Here is a 24,614-nt window from a genome sequence, read left to right as displayed (position 1 = left end):
TATCTGTAATGATCCAAAAGATCATTTGAATTGACAGACGCTTGACTTTCATTCAATTTTCAAAGGGCAGTTATTCGCTGTCTCTTAACCAGCGACTTAAATATCTTATCACCCCGGTCTGTATAAAGTCAATCCCTCTCACAATATTTTCGTGAGCTTTAAAATCTTTATTACAGCACCCGGCAGTTATAATACCGGATTTCTTTTGTTACGGGGCCTTCCCTTATTGAAGGGACTTCCTATTATAACGTCTCATAAATAAATGTCAATGACATTGAAAATTTTTTATCCAATAATAAAGATATCGATAGCAATCAGCATCAAAATGCCTGGTATCCCGAGCAATCCGGAAACGGAAACCGTAACTGTATTAATGGGCAGGTGGTAACCCACAGCTGTTCCGAATGCATTTAGAAAAAATAACGCCAACGCTCCGAGGATCAATTTTACCAAAAGATTCCCTGTCCATTTAACCGGCCTTCCGCCTTTACTAAACATAAAGAACAAACACGCAGCTACTCCAGCAAGTGAAATGTAAAGAATGGGATTCATGTTTTCCTCCTGTTTGTGTTTTTCTTTATGTCTATGTACAAGCCTCTATATTTATTTCTTTAACCACTGTCTCATTTTGTTTTGCAGGTAAAAAAACACAAACACTCTGAACACCTGATATAGATGAAATGCGGCTGGAGCGCCGCATCTGTGCGGAAGCAGGCCCTGGATACTGCTGTTATCAAACCGGGCCCGAAGAAGAAGCGGCCGGTAAAATCCCATTTCCAAAAAGCAGCGAAATATCCAATCCCACGCTCTGTCCGGCCATTTGGGTGGCATTAGAACATATAACACCCGGAAGCGGACCTTCCAGAAAGTCATCAAGCATTCCCCGGGTGCATCCTGCCCAAAGACACACCTTCTGCTTTTACAACCACCTGTCTACTATAAAAAAGAGGATGTCTCCAAAAAATGAGACATCCCCTTTTACTATATGTCATGATGACCGTTGATGCGGCGGTGGCGGGCTTCATTTAATAGAAACAGATATTTCGCCCGTTTTCGCTTTACTTCTGTCAGTACATCGGGCGGAGGTTCGATACTCCGCTCCACCAGATGTTCGTATTGATCCAATTCTTCTTTCATTCTTTGAATCAAGTAAACCAGCCGTTCATTTTCCGATTGACGAATCTTTTTTTTCTGAAACAGCATGCCGGGCTCCCACCTTAAAGTTCTCTGCGCCCCTCAATCGCCTTGGAGAGCGTTACTTCGTCCGCATATTCCAGGTCGCCTCCAATCGGGAGACCATGGGCAAGTCTGGTGACTGTAATCCCAGTAGGTTTGACAAGGCGGGAGATGTACATGGCTGTAGCCTCCCCTTCAATGGTGGGATTCGTTGCTATAATGACTTCCTGAATCTCATCATTTTGCAGACGCTGAATCAGTTCCGGGATTTTGATATCTTCAGGGCCGATGCCATCCATCGGCGAGATCGCTCCATGAAGGACGTGGTAGAGGCCGGTGTACTCCCGCATTTTTTCCATAGCCATGACATCCTTGGAATCCTGAACCACACAGACGGATGTCCGGTCTCTGGAAGTGTCTTCACATATCTGGCACGGGTCAATATCTGTAATGTGGTGACAGACAGAGCAATACGTTAGTTCCCTCTTTGCATTCACGAGTGATTTGGCAAAATCCAGAACATCATCTTCTTTCATATCAAGCACATAAAAAGCCAGGCGGCTCGCCGTTTTGGGGCCGATGCCCGGCAATTTCATAAAACCTTCTATTAGTTTGGATATAGGTGTCGGATACTGCACCCTATCCTCCTCCTATCACATACCGGGGATATTCATTCCTTTAGTGAACTTTCCAAGATCCTGCTCTGTCAATTCGTCCACTTTCTTCAGCGCTTCATTCATAGCTGCGAGAATAAGATCCTGGAGCATTTCTACATCTTCGGGATCTACGACGTCCTGGTCGATTTCAATATCTACGATTCGCTTATCCCCTGCAGCGGTTACTTTAACGGCACCGCCTCCGGATGTAGCTTCCACCGTTTTTTCTTTCAGTTCTTCCTGCGCTTTCTCCATCTGTTTCTGCATTTTCTGCATCTGCTTCATCATGTTCTGTTGATTTTTCATTTGTATAACCTCCTGATTAGGTATTATTCCTCAATTTCCACCAAATCCGATCCAACCAGTTTCACTGCTTCATCCACAATCGGATCTTCCGCGTCTTCCTGTCCGTCTCCGGGATCTTCCTCTTCTTCATCTTTTTCCTTATACTGCTGTTTAAATTCTTCCTTGATTTTTTCCCACTGCGCTGATTGGACAGTCAAAAGCTGCAAAGGTCTGCCGGCTGCCTGCATAGCCGACTCCACTATTTCACGGAATTTAGTATCAACCATGCTGCGGTGCATTTCATTCTGAAACGCAAGCAGTACTGTCTGCCCGTCGGAGACGACCGGCTTGGCATCGCTCAGCCAGGCATGGCCGGGCACGCTTTGCTGTTTCACTTCCTTCATAACAGCGCTCCACTCATTTGTCACCGCCTGAAGATCCTGTTTTGTTGCATGGGACAGCACCTGCCTGATTCGGCCGTCCATTCCGCGTGCGGTAGAAATACCGGGGGCGGGGGTGCTTGTTTCCGGACGGGTACTTTCCGGAGCGCCCTTCCCGGAAGTACCGGCACTGCCGGCAGCGGGAGTTTTCACAGCTTTCACCTGTTGTTCCAGTTCCGAAATTTTTTCTTTCAGGGATTGAATTTCGGACTGATCAGTAGGGTTTTGAGGGGCTGGACTGCCCTCTTTTGTATGGCAGATATTGATTAACGCCATTTCAAGAAAGATTTTAGGGTGGCTTGCCCCTTTCATTTCCTGATGATACTCGTTCAACTGATTGATCACTTCGTACAGCCACGCGGTGTCCATCTTTTCAGCGAGTTCTTCAAACGTTTCATCCACCGTAACCCGGTCCATCATTTCATTCAGTCCGGGGGCTGTTTGATACAAAAGCATATCTCGGAAGTAGTAAATAATATCTCCCATAAATTGAAGCGGATCTTTGCCCTCCCGTATCATCTGATCGGCAGCTTCCAGGGCGGCCGGCGTGTCCTGATCCTTCAGAGCCTGAACCACTTTTGTTAAAAACTGCTGGGAAACACTTCCGGTGACCGCGAGAACATCCGAAGCAGAAATCGTTCCTTCCGAAAAAGACACAGCCTGGTCCAGGAGACTGAGAGCATCACGCATCCCGCCTTCGGCTGCACGGGCAATTAAATGGAGCGCATCCTCTTCGGCTTCCATGCCTTCTTCTTTCAGCACAAACGCCATACGATCCACCAGATCCCTTGAGGTAATCTGCTTAAAATCAAAACGCTGGCAGCGTGAAACGATGGTAAGCGGAATCTTGTGGGGTTCTGTTGTCGCAAGAATGAAAACGGCGTGTTTCGGAGGCTCTTCCAGCGTTTTCAACAGCGCATTGAAAGCTCCGGTGGAAAGCATATGAACTTCATCAATAATGTATACTTTGTAACGAACGTCCCGGGGAGCTGCGATGACATTATCCCGGATATACCGTATTTCATCCACGCCGTTGTTGGAAGCTGCGTCAATTTCGATAATATCGACCACGGATCCGTCATCAATACCTCTGCATGCCTCGCATTCGTTACACGGCTCCTGCACAGGCGCCTGTTTACAGTTAATGGCTTTTGCCAGTATTTTGGCAGCACTTGTTTTCCCTGTACCACGCGGGCCGCTGAATAAATAAGCGTGGGAAAACTTTTCTTTTCCGAGCGCATTCTGAAGTGTCTGGGTGATGTGATGCTGGCCTGCGACATCCTCCAGTTTCTGAGGACGCCAGACCCGGTACAGCGCCTTATAACTCACCCCGGGACCTCCTTTCTTTTCATGTTCTATTATACCGTTTCCATGACCGGTTTTCAAAGCTCAAATAAAGAGATATTTCCAGAGGGGTGCGTCTGCGTCCGGCACTTTTTGATCGCAGCAATCCGGGGCGCAGGTCTCCCGCTCCTTTATGACATACAAAAAAAACCGCCCACCGTAGAGAGCCGTTTTTCAGTTAATATGTATAGAAGCCGTGCACCTTCTGTCGGCAATGAATCCATGAGCGTTACCCAGGCAGTTAGCTCGATCCGGGCGACTCTGCGGCACACAGAAGAGTCCGCTTACTGCTGCTTCCTTCCGGACCTGACAGGGTTCACGAATTTCCGTTGCACAGAACCCGGATGTCAACACCACTTACAAGGGTCAGGCCCCACAGAAACAAAGCCTCGAGAAGGGGTTCAGCCTCGCTGTAGCGGATTGCGAGTACAGGGCACCGCTGCCTCCCCGCCTAGCACGGCAAAGTTGTTAACATTTTTGGGCACTCCCTAAAGAGTGCAATAATCAGTATACCGCGTTTCAGAAAAAAACGCAATAGACAAGCCACGGAAAAGGCAAAATTATTTATTGTTCTTTTCCATCATTTCCTCTTCTTCTTTCTTTTCAAGCTCCGATATTTTCTCCATAATCACCTGCGGCGGTGTATGGACAATATGTTCAATCGGCATGTTCAATTTCTCGGCAATCTTCCGGGCTGTTTCTGCAGAAAATTGATTTGGACGCACCGTGTTCCCTCCCGCTTATCACTCATTCTCGTTCTACTATATCACGGGTTTCCCCCGAATCCAATCCATCATTCACCGAAAGGTTGTTCGTTACGGGCGCGGCGCTGTTTTGCCCGGCGCAGCTTTTGAAAAAAACCGGTCAAAAGTTCCCGGCACGCTTCGAGCATGACCTGTCCTTCCACAAAGCAGCGGTGGTTGAAGCGTTCTTCCTCCAGCAGATTCATTAACGTGCCGGCGCACCCGGCTTTAGGATCGGGAGCGCCGTATACGACATGTGGAATCCGGGACTGGACGATAGCCCCCGCGCACATCGGGCAGGGCTCGAGGGTGACATATAAGGTGCAGTCTTCAAGCCGCCAGCTCCCCATAAAAGAACATGCTTCCCGGATGGCAAGCATCTCTGCATGAGCGGACGCCTGCTGGCTTCCTTCCCGCTGATTATATCCTGTTCCTATGACCTGTTCCTGATAAACAATGACGCAGCCAATCGGCACTTCCCCTTCCGTCTCTGCTTTTTCCGCTTCGGCAAGAGCCGCTTTCATCCATTCTTCTTCTGCCACCATCAGGCACTCCTTTTACACCATTCTACCTGATGATTTTATCAGAAATTCTTCCCGTTTTCTTTTCAGGAACGGTATTTACAAGCCAAGGGCCTGCGCTTACCTGCCGAATACCACTATTTACAAGCCGTATAAAAAACAATACAGTCCAGATGATACGTTACCGGCCAAACGGAACCTGTTACAAGCCGAACCTTATAATTTACAAGCCAAATAAGCAGGATTACACGCCGGCACCACAAAGACAATGCAGTATGAATCTACGCAGGCTTAACCGGCCGGGACGGCTTTAATAACATAATGCTCGTCATTCCAGGCAGAACATTCTGCCTCAAAGCCGTTATCACGAATGATCTGGAGCAGGTGTTCCGAAGGCAGGCGGTGGGAAAGCGGAGGACCGGATTCTGTTTCGACTGCTTCCCATTCCACCATCATCAGCTGCCCTCCCGGCTTTAATAACCGTTTGATTTCGTTTAAGGTTCCGCTGACACTTCCCACTTCATGAATGACAAAAGCGGCCAGCACTTTATCAACGGAATCATCCTTCAAATCCACCTGTTCCAGGTCACTTTCCACATAGTGCAGGCGGAACTTTTCCTGTTTCGCCCGCTCTTTTAACATCGCCAGCATCTTCGGTTCGAGATCGACCACATAGACTGCGCCTGCTGTTCTTTTTGCCATGGAAAGCGTGAATAACCCGTTTCCTGATCCAAGATCCGCCACGTCATCGTCGGGGAGAATATCCAGCTGATCCAGGATATTCTCCGGTTTTACTACATCGATTCGTTCTTCTGCCAGCAGTTTTTCTGCTTTTTCCGGGTCAAATTTTTTCTCCGGCATTCTACGTTCTCCTTCCAATCAGCGCATTCCTTATCATTAGATGAACAGATTAAGATTTGATTGTTCCGCCTCCGACAAGTAGGAGGCCACTCCAGCGTATTCGAGCCCGTCGATGAGCTCCTCTTCTTTTAATCCCATAACGTCCATCGACATCGTACAGGCGACCATCTTAATATCCAGCTCCTGCGCCATTTCTATCATTTCCTGAAGAGAAGACACATTATGGTTTTTCATCATTTTTTTCATCATTTTCGATCCCATGCCGCCGAAATTCATTTTGGAGAGACCGAGTTTTTCCGGGCCGCGCGGCATCATTTTTTCAAACATTTTCTCCATGAACTTCTTGTCACTGCCGCCCTGTACATTTTCCTTCCGGAGTACATTCAGACCCCAGAAAGTGAAAAACATCGTTACCTGTTTGCCCATTGCCGCGGCGCCTGTCGCGATAATGAAGCTCGCCATTGCTTTATCGAGATCGCCGTCAAAGACGATCATCGTCGTACCGTTCTTTTCTTCTTCTGGCATGATCAAGGCCTCCTTATGCTTTTTTGATCCAGAATTTCAGTGTTTCGCCTTCGTTGTCCTGCTGCAGGAGTTCGTGCCCCGATGACTTCGTCCAGGCCGGGATATCGGACGCGGCTCCTTTATCGGTCGCGTGGATTTCAAGAATGTCACCGGCGTTCAGATTATCAATTTCCTTTTTGGCCTTCACTACCGGCATCGGGCAGGCCAGCCCTTCGGCGTTCAATACTTTATTACTTTCCATGAAAAATCTCTCCTTTGTTAAAATACTTATTTCAAATGTTCACCTTTTGTTTTATGAAACAGCGCATCGGTTCGGGCCGATTTCCATGTCGGTCTTCTCTTCTTCTGCCGGCTCCACCTGTCCCATGTTCGTCTCACGGATCGTTTCGTAAGCGTTCGGCTGCGGCGGCAGATTTTCGGTTACCGTCCGGCGGAACGCGGCTTCGTCTTCGATATTCAACCCGTGGTTGCGGGCAAACAGATCGGCAAGCTTTGCCATGACTAGTCCGTTATCATCAAGCTCTTCATTTTTCGAAAAGTGGGCCGGCAGCACAACCAGATCTCCATCAAGATCCGCGTAGCGGCTGTACAGCGTTTCGCGCAGATCGCCGACCCAGTCTTCGGCTTTTCCGGCTAGATCCGGACGGCCGATAGAGTCAACGAATAGAATGTCCCCTGTAAACAGGTACTGATCATCGACAATCAGCGACGTACTGCCAATCGTATGCCCCGGGGAGTACATAGCCTGAATGGCTGTCTCGATGCTCCCCACCGTCAATGTCTCCCCGTCTTTGAGCGGTTCATAGGAAAAAGTGACTCCGCCGGCGTCAGCTTCCGGAAGCAGGTACGACGCGCCGAAGCGCTCGGCAAGCTCACGTCCTCCGGAAATATGATCGGCGTGCAGGTGCGTATCCACCGCATATTTCAGCACGGCCTGTTTCTCCTCGAGAAAAGAGGCAAACGCATCGGTCAATCGCACCGGATCCACAATGGCTGCTTCTCCGTTCGAAAGAACAGCATAGGAAAGACATCCTTTTCCAATACGGACAAATTGATAGAGTTCCCCTCCATCGGTCAGATCCGCTGCTTTGACCGGCTCGATATGCTCACTCCATGTCTTCATGCCGCCCTGGAGGTATAAATAATCCCCTCCGTCCGCTTCTGCCAGCATATCTGCGACAAACTGCGACGATCCCTCTTTTGCACAAACAACCAGGACTTCTTTATCCGATGGAATCCGATCAAGAATCTCATCGACCCCGTCCAGCAGTTCAAAATACGGCTTATTGGTGATCTCCACGTTTTTTCCTTCCACTTTCCAGTCCTGAAATTCGTCTTCATTTCGTACGTCCAGGATGAATAAAGGCTCCTGGTTCATGACTTTCTTTGCCAGTTCCGCGGCTGTTAAGGCTTGAATTCCCATTTCTTTTCCCCTTTCTTATTCCTTTTCTCCCGTTAGAGCGCCATCCCACTGCGACATGCCCGGCTTCACATTCACGACATGGTCAAAACCATTCCTCTGCAGCATATGGGCTGCCATGCTGCTGCGGCGGCCGGTTCGGCACACGACGTGAATCGTATGGGAAACGTCCAGTTCTTTCATTCTGTCTTCCAGTTCTCCAAGCGGAATCGACACCGCTTCCGGGATATGGGCAAATCCGTATTCCGCCGGCTCCCGGACATCAAGCACCGTGACATTGTCCCGGCTGCGGGCCTCGTTTAATGCTTCGTTGGTGACTTCATGAGGAAACGGGATTTCTTCTTTCGTTTCCTCCGGATCAGCTTTACGCACGTAATGGTACAGTACGTCACCCGCTTCTCTCGTGCCGACGTATTCATGCCCCGTTGTTTTCGCCCAGCCCTTGAGATCGGCAAGGGACCCGCGGTCGGTCGCCTGGACTTCCAGCACCTCACCGGCATTCATGGTTTCTACCGCCTTTTTCGTTTTGACAATTGGCATCGGACAGGCCAGTCCTTTGGCGTCCACCCGTTCATTGACTTTCATGCTCATTATATTCCCTCCTATATATACGGTACGGGGTATATAAAAACTAAAAAATATATACATATACCTGTATGGGTATATTAACCCGGAAAAATAATTCTGTCAACCTTGTTTTATTATCCTACAATATCAATCCACATCTTAATGGCGGTCGCCAGAATCAATAAAGCCAAGATGCCCTGCAGTATTTTTGTATTTACTTTTTTCCCGAATGCTACGCCAAGCGAAGCTGCCAGAAGGCTCGCAACTACCATCACCGCGGCCGGAAGCAGCAGTACCTGCCCGGTTATCAGTTTCCCGGCGGTTGCGCCGATCGAAGAAATAAAGGTTACCGCAAGAGAGGTCGCAATGGCCATCCGTGTTGGAATCTTTAATACAACGAGTAAAATCGGAACGAGAATAAACGCTCCGGCCGCTCCTACAATGCCGGCACCGATACCGACAACAAAAGCCGATCCGGCAGCAACGGGGCGGTTAAAAGACACTTCATCGTTCGGAATGTCTTCTCTTCCCTTTTTCGGAATAAACATCATGATCACAGCAATCGTGGCAAGGATCGCATACACCATGTTCACGCCGTCATCTGTCATCATATTGGAACCTAGGGCCCCGATTAAACTGCCGACCAGAATACTGATGCCCATGTATAAAATAAGGGATTTATTTAAATATCCGCCTTTACGGTATGCCCATACCCCGCCTATCGTGGCAAAAAACACCTGCACGGCGCTGATGCCCGCTACTTCGTGGGACGTAAATGCAGAAAAGCCGAGAAGCGGTGGGATATAAAGCAGCATCGGGTATTTAATAATGGAGCCGCCGATACCGACCATCCCGGAAACAAAAGATCCCGCGAATCCAATGAGAAATAAAATAGTGATAAACAGTATACTGTATTCCATCATGTGCTCTCCCTTCCTTACGCTTCTATATCCCCCTGCCATTTCATCATACCGCCGGTCATATTCTTTACATCATATCCATTTTTCTGCAGATGTTTTGCCGCTTTCGCGCTCCGGTTCCCGGAACGGCACACCATCACATACTGTTCGCTCGTATCCAGTTCTTCCATTCTTTCCGCGAGTTCATCCAAGGGAATATTTACCGCCTGCGGTATCTTTCCCTGCCTGACTTCCTCCCGGGAACGCACATCAATGACCTTCACCGTTTCACGCTGTATCTGCTGTTCCGCCTCTTGCGGTGGTAGTTTTGAAATAGACGAAAACATACACTCACACTCCTCAATATACTATTACCCCTATGGGTATTATAAAAAGTTAAAAAAATTTCTTTTTTTATCTGCTTTTGCCGAGCAGTTCTATCGCTTCCTGAACATATTGCGACGTGTCGCCGCCTTCTTTCATTTGTTCGCGGATACACTCTTCCAGATTCTCCGCGACAATTTGGGCCATCGCACGATCCAAAGCCGTTCTTGCGGCTGACATCTGATAGACAACTTCCTTACAGTCTTTGCTTTCGTCCATCATCTTCTGTACGCCGCGGACCTGTCCTTCGACACGCTTTAATCTATTTTTCATTTCTGCTGTATATTCCATATTTTCACCCCTTATCATACCGTGTGGGGTATAGTATACACCGGCATGAAGGATCCGTCAATATTCCCTTGTAAGCATATCGGGGAAGGCCCTTATGAAAGATAAGAGCCGGTTCCCCTGCTTTTATTCTGTCTCCAGATTCTCGTTTTTCCACCTCATCATGCCGCCCATCATATTCTTCACATCGTACCCTTTATTCAGAAGAATGCTGGCAGCTATAGCAGAACGTTTGCCGGAGCCGCAGTGCACCGCTACCGGTTTATCTTTCGGCGGGAGATCCTCATCTGTTCCGGCAGGCAGATGGCCGAGCATGATGTGCTCCGCTCCCGGAATACGCTCCCGCTCCCGTTCATCCTGAAAGCGGACGTCCAGCACCCGTATATTTCCCTTTTCTTTTTCCTCTTTCATTTCCGTCGGCGTGATGTTTTCATACGTGCGTAGACGGCCGGCACGTTCTACAACGCCCGCCGGTATGAAGCCTGCGATACGATCCATTCCGATACCGTACAGGGCATCCCGCATCGCTTCGTGATCGGCTTCGGCGCCGATCAGGTAAATATCCGATTCATAATCCGTCAGCCACCCCATCCATTCGGTAAATGCTTCCGGATAGGAAATATTGACCGTGCCGGGTATATGACCACGGGCATAGGCAGCCGGATTTCTCGTATCAACAACCATGTTATTTTCATTCTCAGCCAGCTTCTGCACTTCTTTCGCATCGATGGATAATAACACCGGCGGATGAACCTCAGATAAATACGCTGCCCCGTACTTATTGATTTCTTTCATATTGGCGAAATAAGCCGGCGGTTCCGGCTGGCCATCCAGCAGAAAGTCAACAAATTCCTGTTCCTGCTCCGGCTGGAACGCCGGATTAAACATCTTTTCATAGCCAACTGTCGAGGTCGGCACGGCGCCAAGCGCTTTTCCGCACGAGCTTCCCGCGCCGTGCCCGGGCCAGATCTGCAGGTAGTCTTCAAACTGTTTGAACGACTGAATAGAGGCAAACATCTGTCTTGCGCCGACATCTGCCGAATCTTTTACTCCCACGGATTTTTCCAGAAGATCCGGGCGCCCGACGTCTCCAACAAAGACAAAGTCACCGGTGAATGCCCCGATCGGTTTTTCCGGATGGGAGCCGTCTGTGAGCAGATAAGAAACATGTTCCGGTGTATGCCCCGGGGTGTGCAGAACATCCATCCACACATTTCCGACGTGAATTCTGTCTTTGTCGCGCACTCCTTTTGTATTCAGACTGGAATCAAAGGCATAACCGCCGTTTTCCTCCCCTTCTGCCGAGTGATAGATCACCGCACCTGTCCGGCCGGAAAGCTCCACTGCTCCGGATACAAAATCCGCATGAATGTGTGTTTCCAGCGCGCCGGTAATGGTGAATCCCTGTTCTTCTGCGATCTGAAGATATGGATTAACATGCCGGGACGGATCGATCACCACCGCTTCCCCGGTCTTTTGACAGGCGACCATGTAGGACGCCTGTGCCAGTTCATTGTCATAAAAATATTTCAGGTACATGGGTTCCGCCTCCTTTATATTATTTCTGGTTACACTATACCCCGTACCGTATTTTTTGTAAACATCCTTGTATTATTTCTTTCAAGAAACGAAAGAAATATACAAGGTTTATTTATTGAAACCAGTCGAGTCCGGCCTGCACGGAATAAGCTGTTAATACCCCGTACAGACAAATACTGATGCCGGAGGTAAGCATCAGCTTTTTTCTGCTCATTCCAAGGGAGCGGCAGACGGCTGCTACAGCCCAGACTCCAACAATCACCGTAGTTAACAGTACCACCAGACCGCCGTACCGCTCGATCTTTCCCCGGAACCGGTTATGCTCCAATCTGTTCATCCAGCGCTCCAAGCGTGGAATTTTGCATAACTGTTCATAAAAAAAGAGAATGGTCGGCACCGCTGCAAAATTTCCAATACCCGCCCACAGGACTGCAGATACCGGACTCATTCCCGCCACCATGACTGCCGGAATCGCAAGATAAATTTCAAAAAAAGGAAAATAACCCATACCAACAGCGGACACCGCAAGCAGAATATATTCCATCATTCAACCACTCCCTTTATCTGTCCTTTTCCTGCTCGATCAACGTAAAAAGATAATGTTTTATATGATCCTGTTCCTGTTCGGACAACGGCTGCAGGTCGAACATATTCGCAAACCACAACCCGTCACTGACAAGCCGCACGACCGCGGCCAACTCATCGGAAACGCCGTCCTGTTTCATTTTTTCATCCATATCTTTATATGCCTCATTCCAGGGCTGGATCAATTCCGGGTTGGTCGCCATGGCTGCGAGAAGGCTGTTGCTGACATTCAGCAGGTTTGATCCGTTCAGTTCCTTCATGGAACCCTTCAGATACGCTTTGTTATAAGAGGATTCCTGTTCATAGGCATTTTCAATACTGCCTGCGAAACGAGCGGCGACCTGATCATTCATCGCCGTGATTAACGCTTCTTTGTTTGGAAAATGATGAATCAGGCCGGCTTTGCTCATCCCGCATTCCTTCGCCACGGCATCGAGCGTCAGACGATGCAGCCCCCGCTCCGAAACCACCTTGGAAGCACCTTCAAGAATCTGTTGTCGTTTCTCCATCGTTTCACCTTCTTTTTTTCATCGAACCTACCGACCATTTGGTAGGTTCTATTTTAACGTGCCTTCCGAAAAAAATCAAGCGGGATGTTGGAACAAAACGATGTCCTGTTCGACAGCTGTTACCCTGAATATTTCACTATATGACAGGATTTTACTGAATGATATAGAATACAGTAAATTAGATGAACTTCATGTTTTAGGAGGAATATCTTATGCACCATGTAATCCGGAAAGCCGGAACGAAAGACATTCCAGCCATCCAGATGGTGGCGGAAGCATCCTGGGCGGAAACCTACGAGACATTGATTCCGTCCGGGGTACAAAGAAAATTTCTGGATATGGCTTATTCCTCTGCCGCCCTTTCCGACAAGCTCGCTTCCGATGTATTTTTTGCGGCTGAGTATGACGGAGATACAGCTGCTTTTGCCCACTTTCATCAAAGCAGACAGGAAAGCGAGCTGGCCGCCATTTACGTTCATCCTTCCTGTTATTCTAAAGGCCTTGGTACGGCCCTGATGGAAAAAGTGAAAGAAGAAGTGAGGGAGAAAGAGACTATCGTCGTTTATCTTGAAGTCGGCAATGATAGAGCGGAACGGTTTTACCGCAAAATGGGGTTTTGTGAAGTCTCTGTTTTCACAGAGACCTTGTTCGGTCACACGCTGCAGACGAAGAAGATGGAATGGCAGTATGGATAAGGCGGCAGTAACTTTCTTCCTTCTTCACCGTCCAACAGGTAGAATATTTGATGGAAGTGCAGGATGATACATAATGAGGCAGTTACTCTACTTTGGATGGGAGCAGGCGAAGTCCTGTGTTTTTCCTCTTGTTATTTTTCTCAGTCTCGGCCTGACCCAGGTGGTTAGTGTTCCCGGCCTGGCAAGGTATGACCTGATTTTTCTGATTTGTATAGCCGCTCAGGCACTGATGCTTGTTTCCCGTATGGAAACGATGGATGAGTTGAAAGTGATTGGTGTGTTTCATCTTATCGGATTGGCGCTCGAATTGTACAAAGTACATATGGGGTCCTGGAGTTATCCGGAGGAGGCAGTGACAAAAGTGTACGGAGTGCCGCTGTACAGCGGGTTTATGTATGCCAGTGTGGCAAGTTACATGTGTCAGGCATGGCGGAGGCTTAATCTCCACCTTACCCACTGGCCGCCGACATGGTCAGTAATGCTGCTCAGTGCAGCCATCTATTTCAACTTCTACACCCACCACTTTATCTATGATATCCGCTGGATTCTGAAAATCCTTACCCTTTTTGTGTTTCTGCGTACCATGGTGTTCTTCACGGTAAGGTCCTCGACCTACAAGATGCCGTTGTCCCTGGCGTTTGTTCTGATTGGTTTTTTCATCTGGGTGGCGGAAAATATCGTAACCTTGTTAGGCGGCTGGAGCTATCCACACCAGCATAGTGGATGGGAGATCGTGCACCTCGGAAAAATAAGTTCGTGGCTGCTGCTTGTCATCGTAAGCTTTTTAATTGTGGCTATGCTAAAACACCGCAAGCAGAACCGATATCCTTAAAAAACCTTCCCGGATTCTGTTCCGGGAAGGTTGGATAGGAACCATATTACAGCGATTGTACGGCTTCGCGGATGGATGTGCTGCCGCCTACCAGCTGAAATTGTTTTCCAATCGTTGAATCGTCTTCGAGGCAGGCGGTGATGACGTCTGCCACATCCTGCCGCGGCACTTCCCCGCGGTCCACTTCCACTTGCGCCTGCACCTGACCGGTTCCTTCTTCATTGGTCAGCATGCCGGGCTGCACGATGGTATAATCCAGGTCGGATGCTTTCAGCCATTCATCGGCGTAATGTTTCGCCGCGACATACGGCGAGAATGATTCAGGAGCTTCGAGAATGGCTTCGCGGCTCGTATCAAACGAGCTGACCATCACAAACCGTTTCACTCCAGCCTGTTCCGCCGCCTTGATCGTTTTTACAGCTCCATCCAGATCAATCATCATGGTTTTATCTTTTCCGGTGTGCGGTCCGGAACCGGCTGTAAAAACGACCGCGTCCATCCCTTCAGCAGCTTTGGCGATGGCATCGATACTGCCTTCAAGATCAACTACAGCAGTTTCCGCGCCAAGCTCTTTAAAATAAGACGCCTGTTCCTCTTTACGGATCATCGCTTTGGCTTTCAGCTTATCACTGTTTTGAATCGAAGATACGAGATGTTTACCAATCTGGCCGTTTGCGCCGACAACAAGAACGTTCATATGATTCATCCTTTCTGCAGCAAAATGTTTTCTCTCATTATGTTACATTTCGTTCCAGCACTTTCATCGTAACCTGCTGCCAAAAATGATGTCCAGTTATCCGCTCGCATGTCTTCGGCGGAACACTGCAGACACTACGTGCATGCTTCCCGATTTTGGAAGGTTTAAACCCGCCGTGCACGTAACCCATCGTACGGCTTTCTGCATCAGCGAAGGATTCGCCGGCGATTGGACACTGCCGGGGAGAACCTTTATGCCGCATAAAAAAAGACACGGTTTTTACGACCGTGTCCTGTCTGATTAGTTATTCGTTATGTACCTCGTAGTTGTTATTTAAATGGCGGAGGAGGAGGGATTCGAACCCCCGCGGGGCGTTAACCCCCTGGCGGTTTTCAAGACCGCTCCCTTCAGCCGTACTTGGGTACTCCTCCGTATGACGCAGGCTGTTCTCTCAGCCGACAAACACAATAGTATCATATGAGATTATTCCCTGCAAGACTCTTTTTGTACAGATTACGGACAGTCACTGCCGGATAACATAGGAAAACGAATCTTTATACTGTTTCAGTTCCACGTTAACATCCGCGCTTAATATGCCGTCAATATGCGCCAGTTCCTCATTCACAAACCGGACGAGGCTGTCATTGTCTTCGAAATAGGCCTGAATAATTAAATCGTGCTTTCCGGAAAATGCGCCGATGAATCGTACTTCGGGGAACTGCTGCAGGCTCTTGGCGATATTGTCCTGTTCCCCCAGTTTTGTGGAGAACCCGATAATAGCTTGTACATACAATCCAACCTTATTAGGGTTCGTATGAATAATGAATTCAAACACTTCATTTTCCAGCATTTTATTAATCCGCGACCGCACGGTTCCTTCACTCACGTCAATATAACGGGAAATTTCACTGTAAGACCGCTTGCCGTTTTCCTGCAGGTAGGAAAGAATTTTCATATCCGTCTGATCCAGTTTCACGGGACGTTCCTCCTCTTTGGATAACGTTGAGGGTACACGAAAATCAGAATGACCGCCTTCGTAATATATTATAAAAGCTATAGTTATTATAAAAAAAATACAGCCACGCTTGCAAGGCTTCCGCTCCATTTGTTCGAATAATGCGAATACATACAGATCGGACCGGCTGGCATAGACAGCCGGTCCCCTTTCTGTTGTTTACTTTGAAATATAAGATTTATTGCCCATGTAACCGCGCAGTACGTCGGGGATTTTGATGGATCCGTCTTCCTGCTGGTAGTTTTCCATAATGGCGGCAACGGTACGACCGACCGCAAGACCGGAACCATTCAGTGTATGAACGAATTCGGTTTTTGCTTTTTTATCCCGTTTAAAGCGGATGTTGGCCCGGCGCGCCTGAAAGTCTTCAAAGTTACTGCAGGAGGAAATCTCCTTATAGTCTTCATAACTTGGCAGCCATACTTCAATATCATATTTCTTGGCAGCGGTGAAACCGAGATCTCCGCTGCACATGTTCATCACGCGGTACGGGAGTTCCAGGCGCTGCAGTACTTTTTCCGCCTGACCGGTCAGCGTCTCAAGGTCCTCATACGACTGCTCCGGTAGTGCAAACCGGACGAGTTCCACTTTATTGAATTGATGCTGACGGATCAAACCACGCGTATCCCGTCCGGCTGACCCCGCTTCCGATCGGAAGCAGGCGCTGTACGCAGCGTAAAGAAGCGGGAGATTTTCCACGTCCAGAATTTCATCCCGGTGCAGGTTCGTCACCGGTACTTCCGCTGTTGGAATCAAGAAGTAATCTTCCTCCCTGATTTTAAAGGCATCCTCTTCGAACTTCGGAAGCTGGCCGGTGCCGGTCATGCTGTCCCGGTTCACCATGTACGGCGGCATAATTTCTTCGTAGCCGTGCTCTGCTTCGTGCATGTCCATCATGTAATTGATCAGTGCACGCTCGAGCCTTGCGCCGGCTCCTTTATAGAAAACAAACCGGCTGCCGGTTACTTTCGAAGCCCGTTCAAAATCCATCATGCCAAGTTCAGCTGCCAGATCCCAGTGTGCTTTTGTTTCAAAGTCAAAGGAAGGTTTGTCTCCCCAGGCACGTATTTCTTCGTTCTCAGACTCATCTTCCCCGTAAGGTACACTTTCATGAGGGATGTTGGGGATGCGGAGCATCAAATCTTCCAGCTGCTGTTCGATTTCTTTCAACGCTTCATCCAATTCTTTAATACGCGAAGAAACTTCCTTCGTCTCCTGGATCAGATGATCAGCGTCTTTCTTTTCGCGTTTCAGCTCAGCCACCTGCTGGGAAACTTCATTTCGTTTCTGCTTCAACTCTTCGGTTTTTTGAATGTAGTCCCGTCTCTTTTCATCGAGATCCTGGAATGTATCCAGATCCGCGATATCTTCGCCCCTTTTAGCCAGCTGGCTTTTGACTTCCTCAAAGTTATGCCGCAGTTCTTTTACATCAAGCATATTTATCCTCCTTTATTTCCTGCTTATTATCTTCTGTCATTGTGATGGTTCCTACGAGAAAAAACTCCCGCCCCTTTGATGTAAAAAGGGACGGGAGTTGAGACCCGCGTTGCCACCCAAATTGCAGCATTCATACTGCCTCTTTGCACCCAGTAACGTGGGTGAACCGGAAAAAAATACTGGCGGGATGCCGTGTTCTTTTTTTCACTCCGAGCAGGATTTTCGGTCATTCTGCAGCTGGTTCACAGCAGCCACCAGCTCTCTGCGTGTCAGACATGCCGATACTATTGCCCGTCCTTGATTTTTCCGATAGATAAACATTCCTATGATGAAAAAACGCATTTTTGTGTTACGTTACAGCGGTGTGTTCCGGAGCCGTTTCTTTAGATTCCCTCACCATCTGTACAAAATATTGATGAAATCGTGTGTCGTCCGTCAGTTCGGGATGAAAGGAGCAGGCAAGCAGATGGTTCTGCCGCGCTGCCACGATTTCCCCATTAAATGACGAGAGAACCTCCACGTCATCTCCAGTGCTGGAGATGAGCGGCGCACGGATAAACACCGCTTCAATATCTTCGGCTACATCTTTGACAACGAGTGTCGTTTCAAAACTTTCGCGCTGACGTCCGAAAGCGTTGCGCTGCACGTTCATATCCATCAGCTGCAGGTGTCCTTCCGGTTCCTGCGCGATATGGTCGGCCATCAGAATGAGACCGGCGCAGGTACCAAATATCGGTTTTCCGGCAGCAGCGAACGCGCGAAGCGGTTCATAAAACCCGTATTTATTGACGAGACGCCTCATCGTAGTGCTTTCGCCGCCGGGAAAAACAAGGCCGTCCAGTGCCTCCAGCTGATCCGTACGCTTTACAATAACGGTTTCCACATCAGGAGCCTGCAGGCTTTTCAAATGTTCCTGCACGGCCCCCTGAAGAGCAAGCACACCTATTTTCAGCATATGCCGCACCTCCTTTTACCAGCTGCGGTCCTGCATACGCTCCGACGGGTCAAGTGTGGAGATTTCCAGTCCCTGCATGGCAGTGCCAAGTCCTCTGGAAAGCCGGGCGATTAATTCATAATCCTGATAATGAGTGGTTGCTTCCACTACTGCTTTCGCGTATTTATCCGGATGTTCGGACTTGAAAATACCCGATCCCACAAAAACACCGTCCGCGCCGAGCTGCATCATCAGTGCAGCATCAGCAGGCGTTGCAATACCACCGGCTGCGAAGTTTACTACAGGAAGCTTTCCTGTTTCTTGAATACCCAGCAGCAGTTCATACGGAGCTCCCAGGTTTTTAGCTTCTGTCATCAGTTCATCTTTGGACATGCCGGCGACTTTCTTTAACTCGGATTGTACAATCCGCATGTGACGGACCGCTTCCACGATATTGCCTGTACCCGGTTCCCCTTTGGTACGCAGCATGGAAGCCCCTTCACCTACACGGCGGAGGGCCTCTCCCAGATCACGGGCTCCGCACACAAACGGAACGGTATATTCGCTCTTATCGAGGTGATATACTTCATCCGCCGGTGTGAGTACTTCACTCTCATCGATATAATCCGCACCCAGCGTTTCAAGCACTCTGGCTTCGGCGATGTGTCCGATTCTTGCTTTTGCCATGACCGGAATGGATACAGCATTCATCACTTCTTCAACGATCGTAGGGTCGGCCATACGCGCCACACCCCCGGCTGCACGGATATCAGCAGGCACACGCTCCAGTGCCATCACCGCTACAGCACCGGCCTCTTCCGCAATTTTTGCCTGTTCAGCGTTCACGACGTCCATGATGACGCCGCCTTTCTGCATTTCCGCCATTCCTCGTTTTACTCTGTCTGTCCCTCTATCTGCCATCTTCCATTCCTCCTGGTCCTTCGTTATATCGTTTCGTTCCGTATCGTGTATCAAGAACAAGACGTAATGGTATCATTTATTATAACACTACCACCCGTGTGAATAAACACCCGGGCCCTATAACAGTCCCTGTACAAAACTGGAGGCGCTGTTCCACATATTTCCGAAGAACCCGCCGACGCTCCGCATCGTAAGAGCGAACCATCCGGCTTTTTCCACTCCTTCATCGAGAACGAGCGGTGCTTCCTGTGATGTTGCATTTACACCGGAGAGAGACTGTGGTGCTGCCTCGCCGCTCAGCGTAATGGTTCCGATTTCTGTACCTTTTTCAACCGGCGCTTCCAGTTCTCCGTTTTCATTCAGTACATCCTGATTAATGTTGACCGATGTGTTTATGTTTTCCGCATCTCCATTTTCCAGAAGAAGAGACAGGCTGCTTCCGGCAGAAGCGGACACGGTGTCTTCTTTTCCGTTTACAACCGGAAAGGACGAAGCATCTTCAAAAGACTGCCCTTCCTGAACCACTTCTGTCTCAGACAGGTTGTCAAATCCGTAGTCATACAATTTGGCAGTTTCTTCAAAACGGGCTGTCTGCGAATCGGTTCGCATCACTACTGAAATGAAGCGGGTGCCGTTTTGTTCCACTGTACCAGTGAAGGCGTTGCCCGCCATCTCCGTGTAGCCTGTTTTCAGCCCGTCGACTCCTTCGTAATCCAGACTCCCATACATGCTGCCGGGAAGCATCCAGTTCCAGTTATCCATGGAGGTATTTGCGCCATTCTCACGGAATGTTTTTTCCGTAATGCCTGCTGTATCGAGGACATCCGGGTACTCATTCAGCAGATGATACGCGAGCTTTGCCGATGCCCGGGCCGACATCATATTTTCGGTGTCCGGTTCGGTACCTTCCGGGTGGAGTCCATCCATGGAAGCATTGTTCAGTCCTGTTGAGTTCACAAATTCATATTCTTTCATTCCCAGTTCTCCGGCTCGTTCATTCATCATGTCGACAAAATCGGATTCGCTTCCTGCAACATGCTCGGCTAAGGCAATGGTTGCGCCGTTTGCGGAATAAATAGCCATCGCTTCATATAATTCCTGAACGGTATATGTACGATTCTGCCTGAGCGGCACATTGGATAAGGCGTTATTCTGGGAAATTTCCTCTGCTTTGGATGTCACATTCACTTCAGCGTCCCAGGATATCTCTCCCTGAGCTACAGCTTCATTAACAAGGTATTCTGTCATCATTTTTGTCATACTCGCCGGGGGAAGAATAAGATCGGCTTTATTGCTGTAAAGAATCTGGCCTGAATCAGCATCCACAAGTATTGCCGATTCTGCTGCAAGATCCGGTTCCACTGCCTGCACCTCTGATTCTGTCTGGAATAATAAACCGGCAGTCAGCGGTACTGCCGCAATCATAGATAGTATGTTTTTCTTCTTCAATCTCCTGCACCTCCACGCTCTATTTACACAAAGGATATTTTATCATACGAACAGTCAAAAAAATAGATTGCTCCGGTCCCAAAAATACAGGTTCATTATTTCCCGGGAAATAAGAAGTCCCCCGGAGAGAAAAGAAGTAACCTGTTTTCTCTCCGGGGGACGACCATCCTATAGACTGTAATTCGGAGCTTCTTTCGTTACCTGAACATCGTGGGGGTGACTTTCCCGCAGTCCGGCGTTTGTAATTCTAGTGAACCGGGCATTTTCACGCAGATCAAGCAGATTTTCACTGCCGCAGTATCCCATACCGGCACGGATACCTCCAAGCAGCTGATTGACAGTATCTGTCAGCGGTCCTTTATAAGGAATACGTCCTTCAATGCCTTCAGGGACCAGTTTCTGATTGTTTTCCTGGAAATAGCGGTCTTTGCTGCCCTGTTCCATGGCACCCATCGACCCCATGCCGCGGTAAACCTTGAACTGTCTGCCCTGATATATTTCTGTATCTCCCGGACTTTCTTTCACCCCGGCCAGCATACTGCCGAGCATCACGGCGTGACCACCTGCTGCGAGGGCTTTGACAATATCCCCCGAGAATTTGATACCGCCGTCGGCAATAATAGGAACGTCGTGCCGAGCAGCTTCTTCCGCACAGTCAAACACGGCAGTGATCTGCGGAACGCCGACACCTGCCACTACTCTGGTCGTACAGATGGATCCAGGTCCAATCCCGACTTTCACGACATCCGCGCCGGCTTCAATGAGTTCACGGGTTCCTTCCGGTGTTGCCACGTTACCGGCGATAATGGTCACATCCGGGTAGGTATCACGGATTTCTTTCAGTTTATCCAGGACACCTTTGGAATGTCCGTGTGCCGTATCAAGCACAATGGCGTCCACTTCTGCCTTAACGAGTGTATCAATACGGATCATCGCATCCCCTGTTACACCAACAGCAGCGCCGGCGAGCAATCTTCCCTGTTTATCTTTTGCAGACTGCGGAAATTCAATAACTTTCTCGATATCCTTGATGGTGATAAGCCCCCGCAGTATCTCATCGTTATCAAGCAGCGGAAGCTTTTCGATACGATGCTTCTGCATTATTTTCTCGGCTTCTTCAAGCGTTGTTCCCACCGGTGCTGTAACAAGATTGGAACTGGTCATCACATCCCTGATCTCGATGGAATAATCCTCAATGAAACGGAGATCCCGATTGGTGAGAATGCCGACAAGCTTCTGTTTTTCATTCACAATCGGAACGCCTGATATCCGGTATTTTCCCATCAGATACTCCGCATCGTACACCTTCCGTTCGGGTGTTAAAAAGAAAGGATCTGTAATAACGCCGCTTTCCGAGCGTTTCACTTGATCCACCATTTCCGCCTGCTCTTCAATGGACATGTTTTTATGAATAACACCGAGTCCGCCTTCCCGGGCAACAGCTATTGCCAGCGGCGCTTCTGTAACAGTATCCATTCCAGCGCTGACAATCGGTATATTAAGATTCAGCTTATCCGACAGTGTCGTCTTCAGCGACACATCACGTGGATGAATATCCGACCGATCCGGCATCAGCAGGACATCATCAAACGTTAACCCCTCTTTAGCAAACTTATCTTCCCGCATTCTGACACTCCACCTTTCTGCATCGTTTTTGTTCTCCTGCTTACGAAAGAAGGATGATTCATAACCAGCCTGTAAACAGCGCATGCTAAAAACCAACTCTGAGATTTTCTAATATCTTATCATGTTTTGTGCCTTATAACGAGAATTATGAATAAGTTTAAACTTTCTGATTTATTCAACGAACAGAAAGGTGCTGACGATGAAACAAAATGATCTGTACAACTATTTCTCTTATTATGCCCCGTATGAAGCACAGAATGTGCTGCAGCGCAAGCTCGAAAAAGAATATCTCGCCCGCCGTGCTTCAGCCTATGACGCCCTTCAGTGGAGCTACCGTAATACCCCGGCATTTCACTATGAGTGGCTTCTGGGCCGTACGTACTGGACAGAAGGAGCACAGGCCCCCCTCTTAACACGTCCTCTGCTTCTTTTTTACGGTCTCACCCATCTTTTAAAGGGACTCCTGCTTATCGAAGATCCTCATTACCCGGCTGCCGCAGATATGCTTGCCCACGGGGTGACGACGAGAAAAAAGAAGAAAAAACAATTTACGTTTATGGAAGATGAAGTGAAAATACAAAAGCAGGGGTTCTTCCCGCATTTTTCGTCACGAGTGTTTCACGTGAAACATGCAGTGGGGGAAAAATGGAAAATGAACCACCTTTTTTTCAAATGGGATACCATGGTTCATTTGTATCTCGATGTTCACGGGGAAGAAGCACTTCCACGGGTGCAGCTGTCTTCTGCCGGTGTCACGGTGGAACATGTTTCTCCTGCAAACGAGCAGTCGCTCTCTCTGATCCAAAAGCAGCTTGAACAACTTGGGATGGAGGTGGAAGGTATAAAAAAAAGAACAGCAGATTCTGTTCTTTTTTCGATAAAGCGAAAGCCTGACAATATCGCTTCCCAGCTTTTCCAGCGGGGAAGCAGTTATTACGTGCCGCCTTCTTTATTTGATACCGCCAAGCTGCCGCCGCTTTCCGTTCATTACCTTTTGTTGTACGAGTTAAGCATGCTCTGCCGTTACGAGGGGGAATGGTGGGGCGACCTCTGTACGCAGCGGCAGGGGGAAGATTACGCCTTTATTCATTTTTACCTGGAATGGGTGCTGGCTGAAGTGCCCCGGCAGTTCGCAGGATTTTTCAGCTCTGGAGAATCTCTTCAATAAACGGTCCTTGATTGCCCTCCAGCTGCATAATATTCTGATGCGTATCGGAACGGACCATCGGTTCCGCAGGGGATTTCTCATCAATGTAAATAATGGTGGCGGTGTCCCCATTGCTTAATCTAACATTGCTTCCAATGGAAAATGTAATAAGGGCCCCGGACAATAACTGAAGAACCTGCGGATCGAGTCTTCCAAACTCTTCCCGGTACATCTCATCAATGACTTTATACGGCGACCTTTTTTTCCGGTAAGAATGTTCACTCGTCATGGCATGATAAACATCAGCCGTACTGACGATTTTACTTAAAGTATGAATACTGTCTGCTTTCATCTGAAGGGGATAGCCGCTTCCATCTTCCCGTTCATGATGCTGCAGAACGCTGAGAAGAACCTGGGTGTTTACGGCTTTTGTTTCTTTTGCCATCTGATACGAATAATACGGGTGATTTTTCACCTGCTCATATTCCCATTCTGTTAAATGACCTTTTTTCTGCAGAATTCCGCCGGGAAGTCTTGCCATGCCGGCATCACACATGGCACCCGCAATGCCCGCCTGCAGCCGTTCCTTTTGGGAAAGGCCCATTCTTTTTGCCAGAAACATGGATAAAAGAGCCGTAGATACAGCGTGGTGGTACAAATATTCCTCTTTTGTGCTGTAATGATGCAAAGAAAAAATCTGATTAGGAGATTCAAACAATTTTTCCGCCGGAGGAGCGAGCAGGGCACGGATCTTATCCATTTCAACGCGGGCGCCCCCTGTCCACTTTTGAAACAGGTTTTTATAAGCCTGGACGGCTTTTAAATAAACATCCAGAAACGTTTCAGGCGCCTCCTGAGTTTGTTCATCCTCTTCATCTTCCTGCTCCGCCGGCGTAAAGGGAGTGCCGTCGTTCAATCTATTCTCTACATGAACGTGTGTAACCATGAAGGCGTCCAGTACATTCAGGTGTTCCTGATGCAGAACGGTATTTTTTCTGATGAGAGGGCGGGACGTCACCGCAAATATGTCTTCCATCAGAATACAGCCTTCCTTCAGATACTGCCGCTTCACTTTCATGCCTTTTCCCCCTCCGGCTGCTCGATTGGCGGCCCTTTATA

At 48.6% G+C, this 24,614-nt stretch carries 30 protein-coding genes, 1 tRNA gene, 1 other RNA gene and 1 other annotated feature; of the genes, 3 read left to right on the top strand and 29 right to left on the bottom strand.

What is annotated here, in order from left to right:
* Positions 1 to 285: 285 nt before the first annotated feature.
* The 19 genes from ACFSUB_RS17530 to ACFSUB_RS17440 form a co-directional block, all read right to left on the bottom strand.
* Complete coding sequence (locus tag ACFSUB_RS17530) at positions 286 to 552, bottom strand: pro-sigmaK processing inhibitor BofA family protein (RefSeq protein ID WP_380714573.1); 267 nt, start codon at positions 550 to 552, stop codon at positions 286 to 288.
* 429 nt (positions 553 to 981) lie between these two features.
* Positions 982 to 1,203, bottom strand: a complete 222-nt coding sequence (locus ACFSUB_RS17525) for a YaaL family protein (protein WP_380714572.1) — start codon at positions 1,201 to 1,203, stop codon at positions 982 to 984.
* A gap of 14 nt (positions 1,204 to 1,217) precedes the next feature.
* On the bottom strand, positions 1,218 to 1,814 hold the full coding sequence (recR, locus tag ACFSUB_RS17520) for a recombination mediator RecR (RefSeq protein ID WP_380714571.1): 597 nt from the start codon (positions 1,812 to 1,814) through the stop codon (positions 1,218 to 1,220).
* Positions 1,815 to 1,829: 15 nt separating this feature from the next.
* On the bottom strand, positions 1,830 to 2,138 hold the full coding sequence (locus ACFSUB_RS17515) for a YbaB/EbfC family nucleoid-associated protein (RefSeq protein WP_380714570.1): 309 nt from the start codon (positions 2,136 to 2,138) through the stop codon (positions 1,830 to 1,832).
* 23 nt (positions 2,139 to 2,161) lie between these two features.
* Positions 2,162 to 3,886 carry a DNA polymerase III subunit gamma/tau gene (dnaX, locus tag ACFSUB_RS17510; protein ID WP_380714569.1) on the bottom strand — a complete coding sequence of 575 codons (1,725 nt, stop codon included), beginning with the start codon at positions 3,884 to 3,886 and terminating at the stop codon, positions 2,162 to 2,164.
* A 209-nt stretch (positions 3,887 to 4,095) separates the two neighbouring features.
* An RNA gene (gene ffs, locus ACFSUB_RS17505) (signal recognition particle sRNA large type) lies at positions 4,096 to 4,361 on the bottom strand.
* 100 nt (positions 4,362 to 4,461) lie between these two features.
* Positions 4,462 to 4,626, bottom strand: coding sequence for a YycC family protein (locus ACFSUB_RS17500; protein WP_380714568.1), 165 nt, complete (start codon positions 4,624 to 4,626; stop codon positions 4,462 to 4,464).
* 68 nt (positions 4,627 to 4,694) lie between these two features.
* Positions 4,695 to 5,189, bottom strand: a complete 495-nt coding sequence (gene tadA / locus ACFSUB_RS17495) for a tRNA adenosine(34) deaminase TadA (protein ID WP_380714567.1) — start codon at positions 5,187 to 5,189, stop codon at positions 4,695 to 4,697.
* Positions 5,190 to 5,456: 267 nt separating this feature from the next.
* The gene (locus ACFSUB_RS17490) at positions 5,457 to 6,026 is read right to left on the bottom strand and encodes a class I SAM-dependent methyltransferase (protein WP_380714566.1); all 570 of its coding nucleotides are present in this window, start codon (positions 6,024 to 6,026) and stop codon (positions 5,457 to 5,459) included.
* A gap of 36 nt (positions 6,027 to 6,062) precedes the next feature.
* Positions 6,063 to 6,551: a DsrE/DsrF/DrsH-like family protein gene (locus ACFSUB_RS17485; protein WP_380714565.1), complete on the bottom strand. Its 489-nt coding sequence runs from the start codon at positions 6,549 to 6,551 to the stop codon at positions 6,063 to 6,065.
* Between the two features lie 13 nt (positions 6,552 to 6,564).
* Positions 6,565 to 6,792 (bottom strand): sulfurtransferase TusA family protein, encoded by a 228-nt coding sequence (locus ACFSUB_RS17480; RefSeq protein WP_090927299.1) that lies wholly within the window; start codon positions 6,790 to 6,792, stop codon positions 6,565 to 6,567.
* 51 nt (positions 6,793 to 6,843) lie between these two features.
* A complete protein-coding gene (locus ACFSUB_RS17475) occupies positions 6,844 to 7,974 on the bottom strand; it encodes an MBL fold metallo-hydrolase (RefSeq protein WP_380714564.1) in 1,131 nt (376 codons plus the stop codon).
* A gap of 15 nt (positions 7,975 to 7,989) precedes the next feature.
* Complete coding sequence (locus tag ACFSUB_RS17470) at positions 7,990 to 8,562, bottom strand: sulfurtransferase TusA family protein (protein WP_380714563.1); 573 nt, start codon at positions 8,560 to 8,562, stop codon at positions 7,990 to 7,992.
* Positions 8,563 to 8,672: 110 nt separating this feature from the next.
* Positions 8,673 to 9,458: a sulfite exporter TauE/SafE family protein gene (locus tag ACFSUB_RS17465; protein ID WP_380714588.1), complete on the bottom strand. Its 786-nt coding sequence runs from the start codon at positions 9,456 to 9,458 to the stop codon at positions 8,673 to 8,675.
* A gap of 17 nt (positions 9,459 to 9,475) precedes the next feature.
* Positions 9,476 to 9,784 (bottom strand): rhodanese-like domain-containing protein, encoded by a 309-nt coding sequence (locus ACFSUB_RS17460; protein WP_380714562.1) that lies wholly within the window; start codon positions 9,782 to 9,784, stop codon positions 9,476 to 9,478.
* Positions 9,785 to 9,851: 67 nt separating this feature from the next.
* The gene (locus ACFSUB_RS17455) at positions 9,852 to 10,112 is read right to left on the bottom strand and encodes a metal-sensitive transcriptional regulator (protein WP_380714561.1); all 261 of its coding nucleotides are present in this window, start codon (positions 10,110 to 10,112) and stop codon (positions 9,852 to 9,854) included.
* Between the two features lie 123 nt (positions 10,113 to 10,235).
* Positions 10,236 to 11,648, bottom strand: coding sequence for a rhodanese-like domain-containing protein (locus ACFSUB_RS17450; RefSeq protein WP_380714559.1), 1,413 nt, complete (start codon positions 11,646 to 11,648; stop codon positions 10,236 to 10,238).
* Between the two features lie 112 nt (positions 11,649 to 11,760).
* Positions 11,761 to 12,195: a small multi-drug export protein gene (locus ACFSUB_RS17445; RefSeq protein ID WP_380714557.1), complete on the bottom strand. Its 435-nt coding sequence runs from the start codon at positions 12,193 to 12,195 to the stop codon at positions 11,761 to 11,763.
* A 13-nt stretch (positions 12,196 to 12,208) separates the two neighbouring features.
* On the bottom strand, positions 12,209 to 12,742 hold the full coding sequence (locus ACFSUB_RS17440) for a TetR/AcrR family transcriptional regulator (protein ID WP_380714555.1): 534 nt from the start codon (positions 12,740 to 12,742) through the stop codon (positions 12,209 to 12,211).
* 212 nt (positions 12,743 to 12,954) lie between these two features.
* On the opposite strand from ACFSUB_RS17440, the gene ACFSUB_RS17435 reads away from it, so the two are divergent.
* Both ACFSUB_RS17435 and ACFSUB_RS17430 read left to right on the top strand, forming a co-directional pair.
* On the top strand, positions 12,955 to 13,437 hold the full coding sequence (locus ACFSUB_RS17435) for a GNAT family N-acetyltransferase (protein ID WP_380714554.1): 483 nt from the start codon (positions 12,955 to 12,957) through the stop codon (positions 13,435 to 13,437).
* A gap of 73 nt (positions 13,438 to 13,510) precedes the next feature.
* Entirely contained in the window at positions 13,511 to 14,269 is a 759-nt protein-coding gene (locus ACFSUB_RS17430; protein ID WP_380714553.1) for a DUF817 domain-containing protein, read from the top strand.
* 46 nt (positions 14,270 to 14,315) lie between these two features.
* On the opposite strand, the gene ACFSUB_RS17425 is transcribed toward ACFSUB_RS17430, so the two are convergent.
* The 9 genes from ACFSUB_RS17425 to guaB all read right to left on the bottom strand — a co-directional run bounded on the left by ACFSUB_RS17425 (position 14,316) and on the right by guaB (position 22,348).
* Entirely contained in the window at positions 14,316 to 14,966 is a 651-nt protein-coding gene (locus ACFSUB_RS17425) for an SDR family oxidoreductase (protein ID WP_380714551.1), read from the bottom strand.
* Positions 14,967 to 15,003: 37 nt separating this feature from the next.
* The gene (locus tag ACFSUB_RS17420; protein ID WP_380714550.1) at positions 15,004 to 15,240 is read right to left on the bottom strand and encodes a hypothetical protein; all 237 of its coding nucleotides are present in this window, start codon (positions 15,238 to 15,240) and stop codon (positions 15,004 to 15,006) included.
* Between the two features lie 64 nt (positions 15,241 to 15,304).
* Positions 15,305 to 15,397: transfer RNA gene (locus ACFSUB_RS17415), tRNA-Ser, on the bottom strand.
* Between the two features lie 92 nt (positions 15,398 to 15,489).
* Positions 15,490 to 15,942 (bottom strand): Lrp/AsnC family transcriptional regulator, encoded by a 453-nt coding sequence (locus ACFSUB_RS17410; protein ID WP_380714549.1) that lies wholly within the window; start codon positions 15,940 to 15,942, stop codon positions 15,490 to 15,492.
* A 198-nt stretch (positions 15,943 to 16,140) separates the two neighbouring features.
* Entirely contained in the window at positions 16,141 to 17,418 is a 1,278-nt protein-coding gene (gene serS, locus ACFSUB_RS17405; protein WP_380714548.1) for a serine--tRNA ligase, read from the bottom strand.
* Positions 17,419 to 17,501: 83 nt separating this feature from the next.
* Positions 17,502 to 17,725, bottom strand: a binding site (T-box leader).
* Positions 17,726 to 17,767: 42 nt separating this feature from the next.
* Complete coding sequence (gene pdxT / locus ACFSUB_RS17400) at positions 17,768 to 18,373, bottom strand: pyridoxal 5'-phosphate synthase glutaminase subunit PdxT (protein ID WP_380714547.1); 606 nt, start codon at positions 18,371 to 18,373, stop codon at positions 17,768 to 17,770.
* A 15-nt stretch (positions 18,374 to 18,388) separates the two neighbouring features.
* A complete protein-coding gene (gene pdxS / locus ACFSUB_RS17395; protein ID WP_380714546.1) occupies positions 18,389 to 19,273 on the bottom strand; it encodes a pyridoxal 5'-phosphate synthase lyase subunit PdxS in 885 nt (294 codons plus the stop codon).
* 117 nt (positions 19,274 to 19,390) lie between these two features.
* Positions 19,391 to 20,722 (bottom strand): serine hydrolase, encoded by a 1,332-nt coding sequence (locus ACFSUB_RS17390; protein WP_380714545.1) that lies wholly within the window; start codon positions 20,720 to 20,722, stop codon positions 19,391 to 19,393.
* A gap of 168 nt (positions 20,723 to 20,890) precedes the next feature.
* A complete protein-coding gene (gene guaB / locus ACFSUB_RS17385; protein WP_380714544.1) occupies positions 20,891 to 22,348 on the bottom strand; it encodes an IMP dehydrogenase in 1,458 nt (485 codons plus the stop codon).
* A gap of 199 nt (positions 22,349 to 22,547) precedes the next feature.
* On the opposite strand from guaB, the gene ACFSUB_RS17380 reads away from it, so the two are divergent.
* On the top strand, positions 22,548 to 23,516 hold the full coding sequence (locus ACFSUB_RS17380; protein WP_380714543.1) for a YaaC family protein: 969 nt from the start codon (positions 22,548 to 22,550) through the stop codon (positions 23,514 to 23,516).
* On the opposite strand, the gene ACFSUB_RS17375 is transcribed toward ACFSUB_RS17380, so the two are convergent.
* A complete protein-coding gene (locus ACFSUB_RS17375; RefSeq protein ID WP_380714542.1) occupies positions 23,491 to 24,573 on the bottom strand; it encodes an HD-GYP domain-containing protein in 1,083 nt (360 codons plus the stop codon). The genes ACFSUB_RS17380 and ACFSUB_RS17375 overlap by 26 nt on opposite strands.
* Between the last annotated feature and the right edge of the window lie 41 nt (positions 24,574 to 24,614).

The sequence above is a fragment of the Salibacterium lacus genome, assembly GCF_042684865.1.
Classification (GTDB): domain Bacteria; phylum Bacillota; class Bacilli; order Bacillales; family Marinococcaceae; genus Salibacterium; species Salibacterium lacus.
This window is presented reverse-complemented; position numbering and strand designations above follow the sequence as displayed.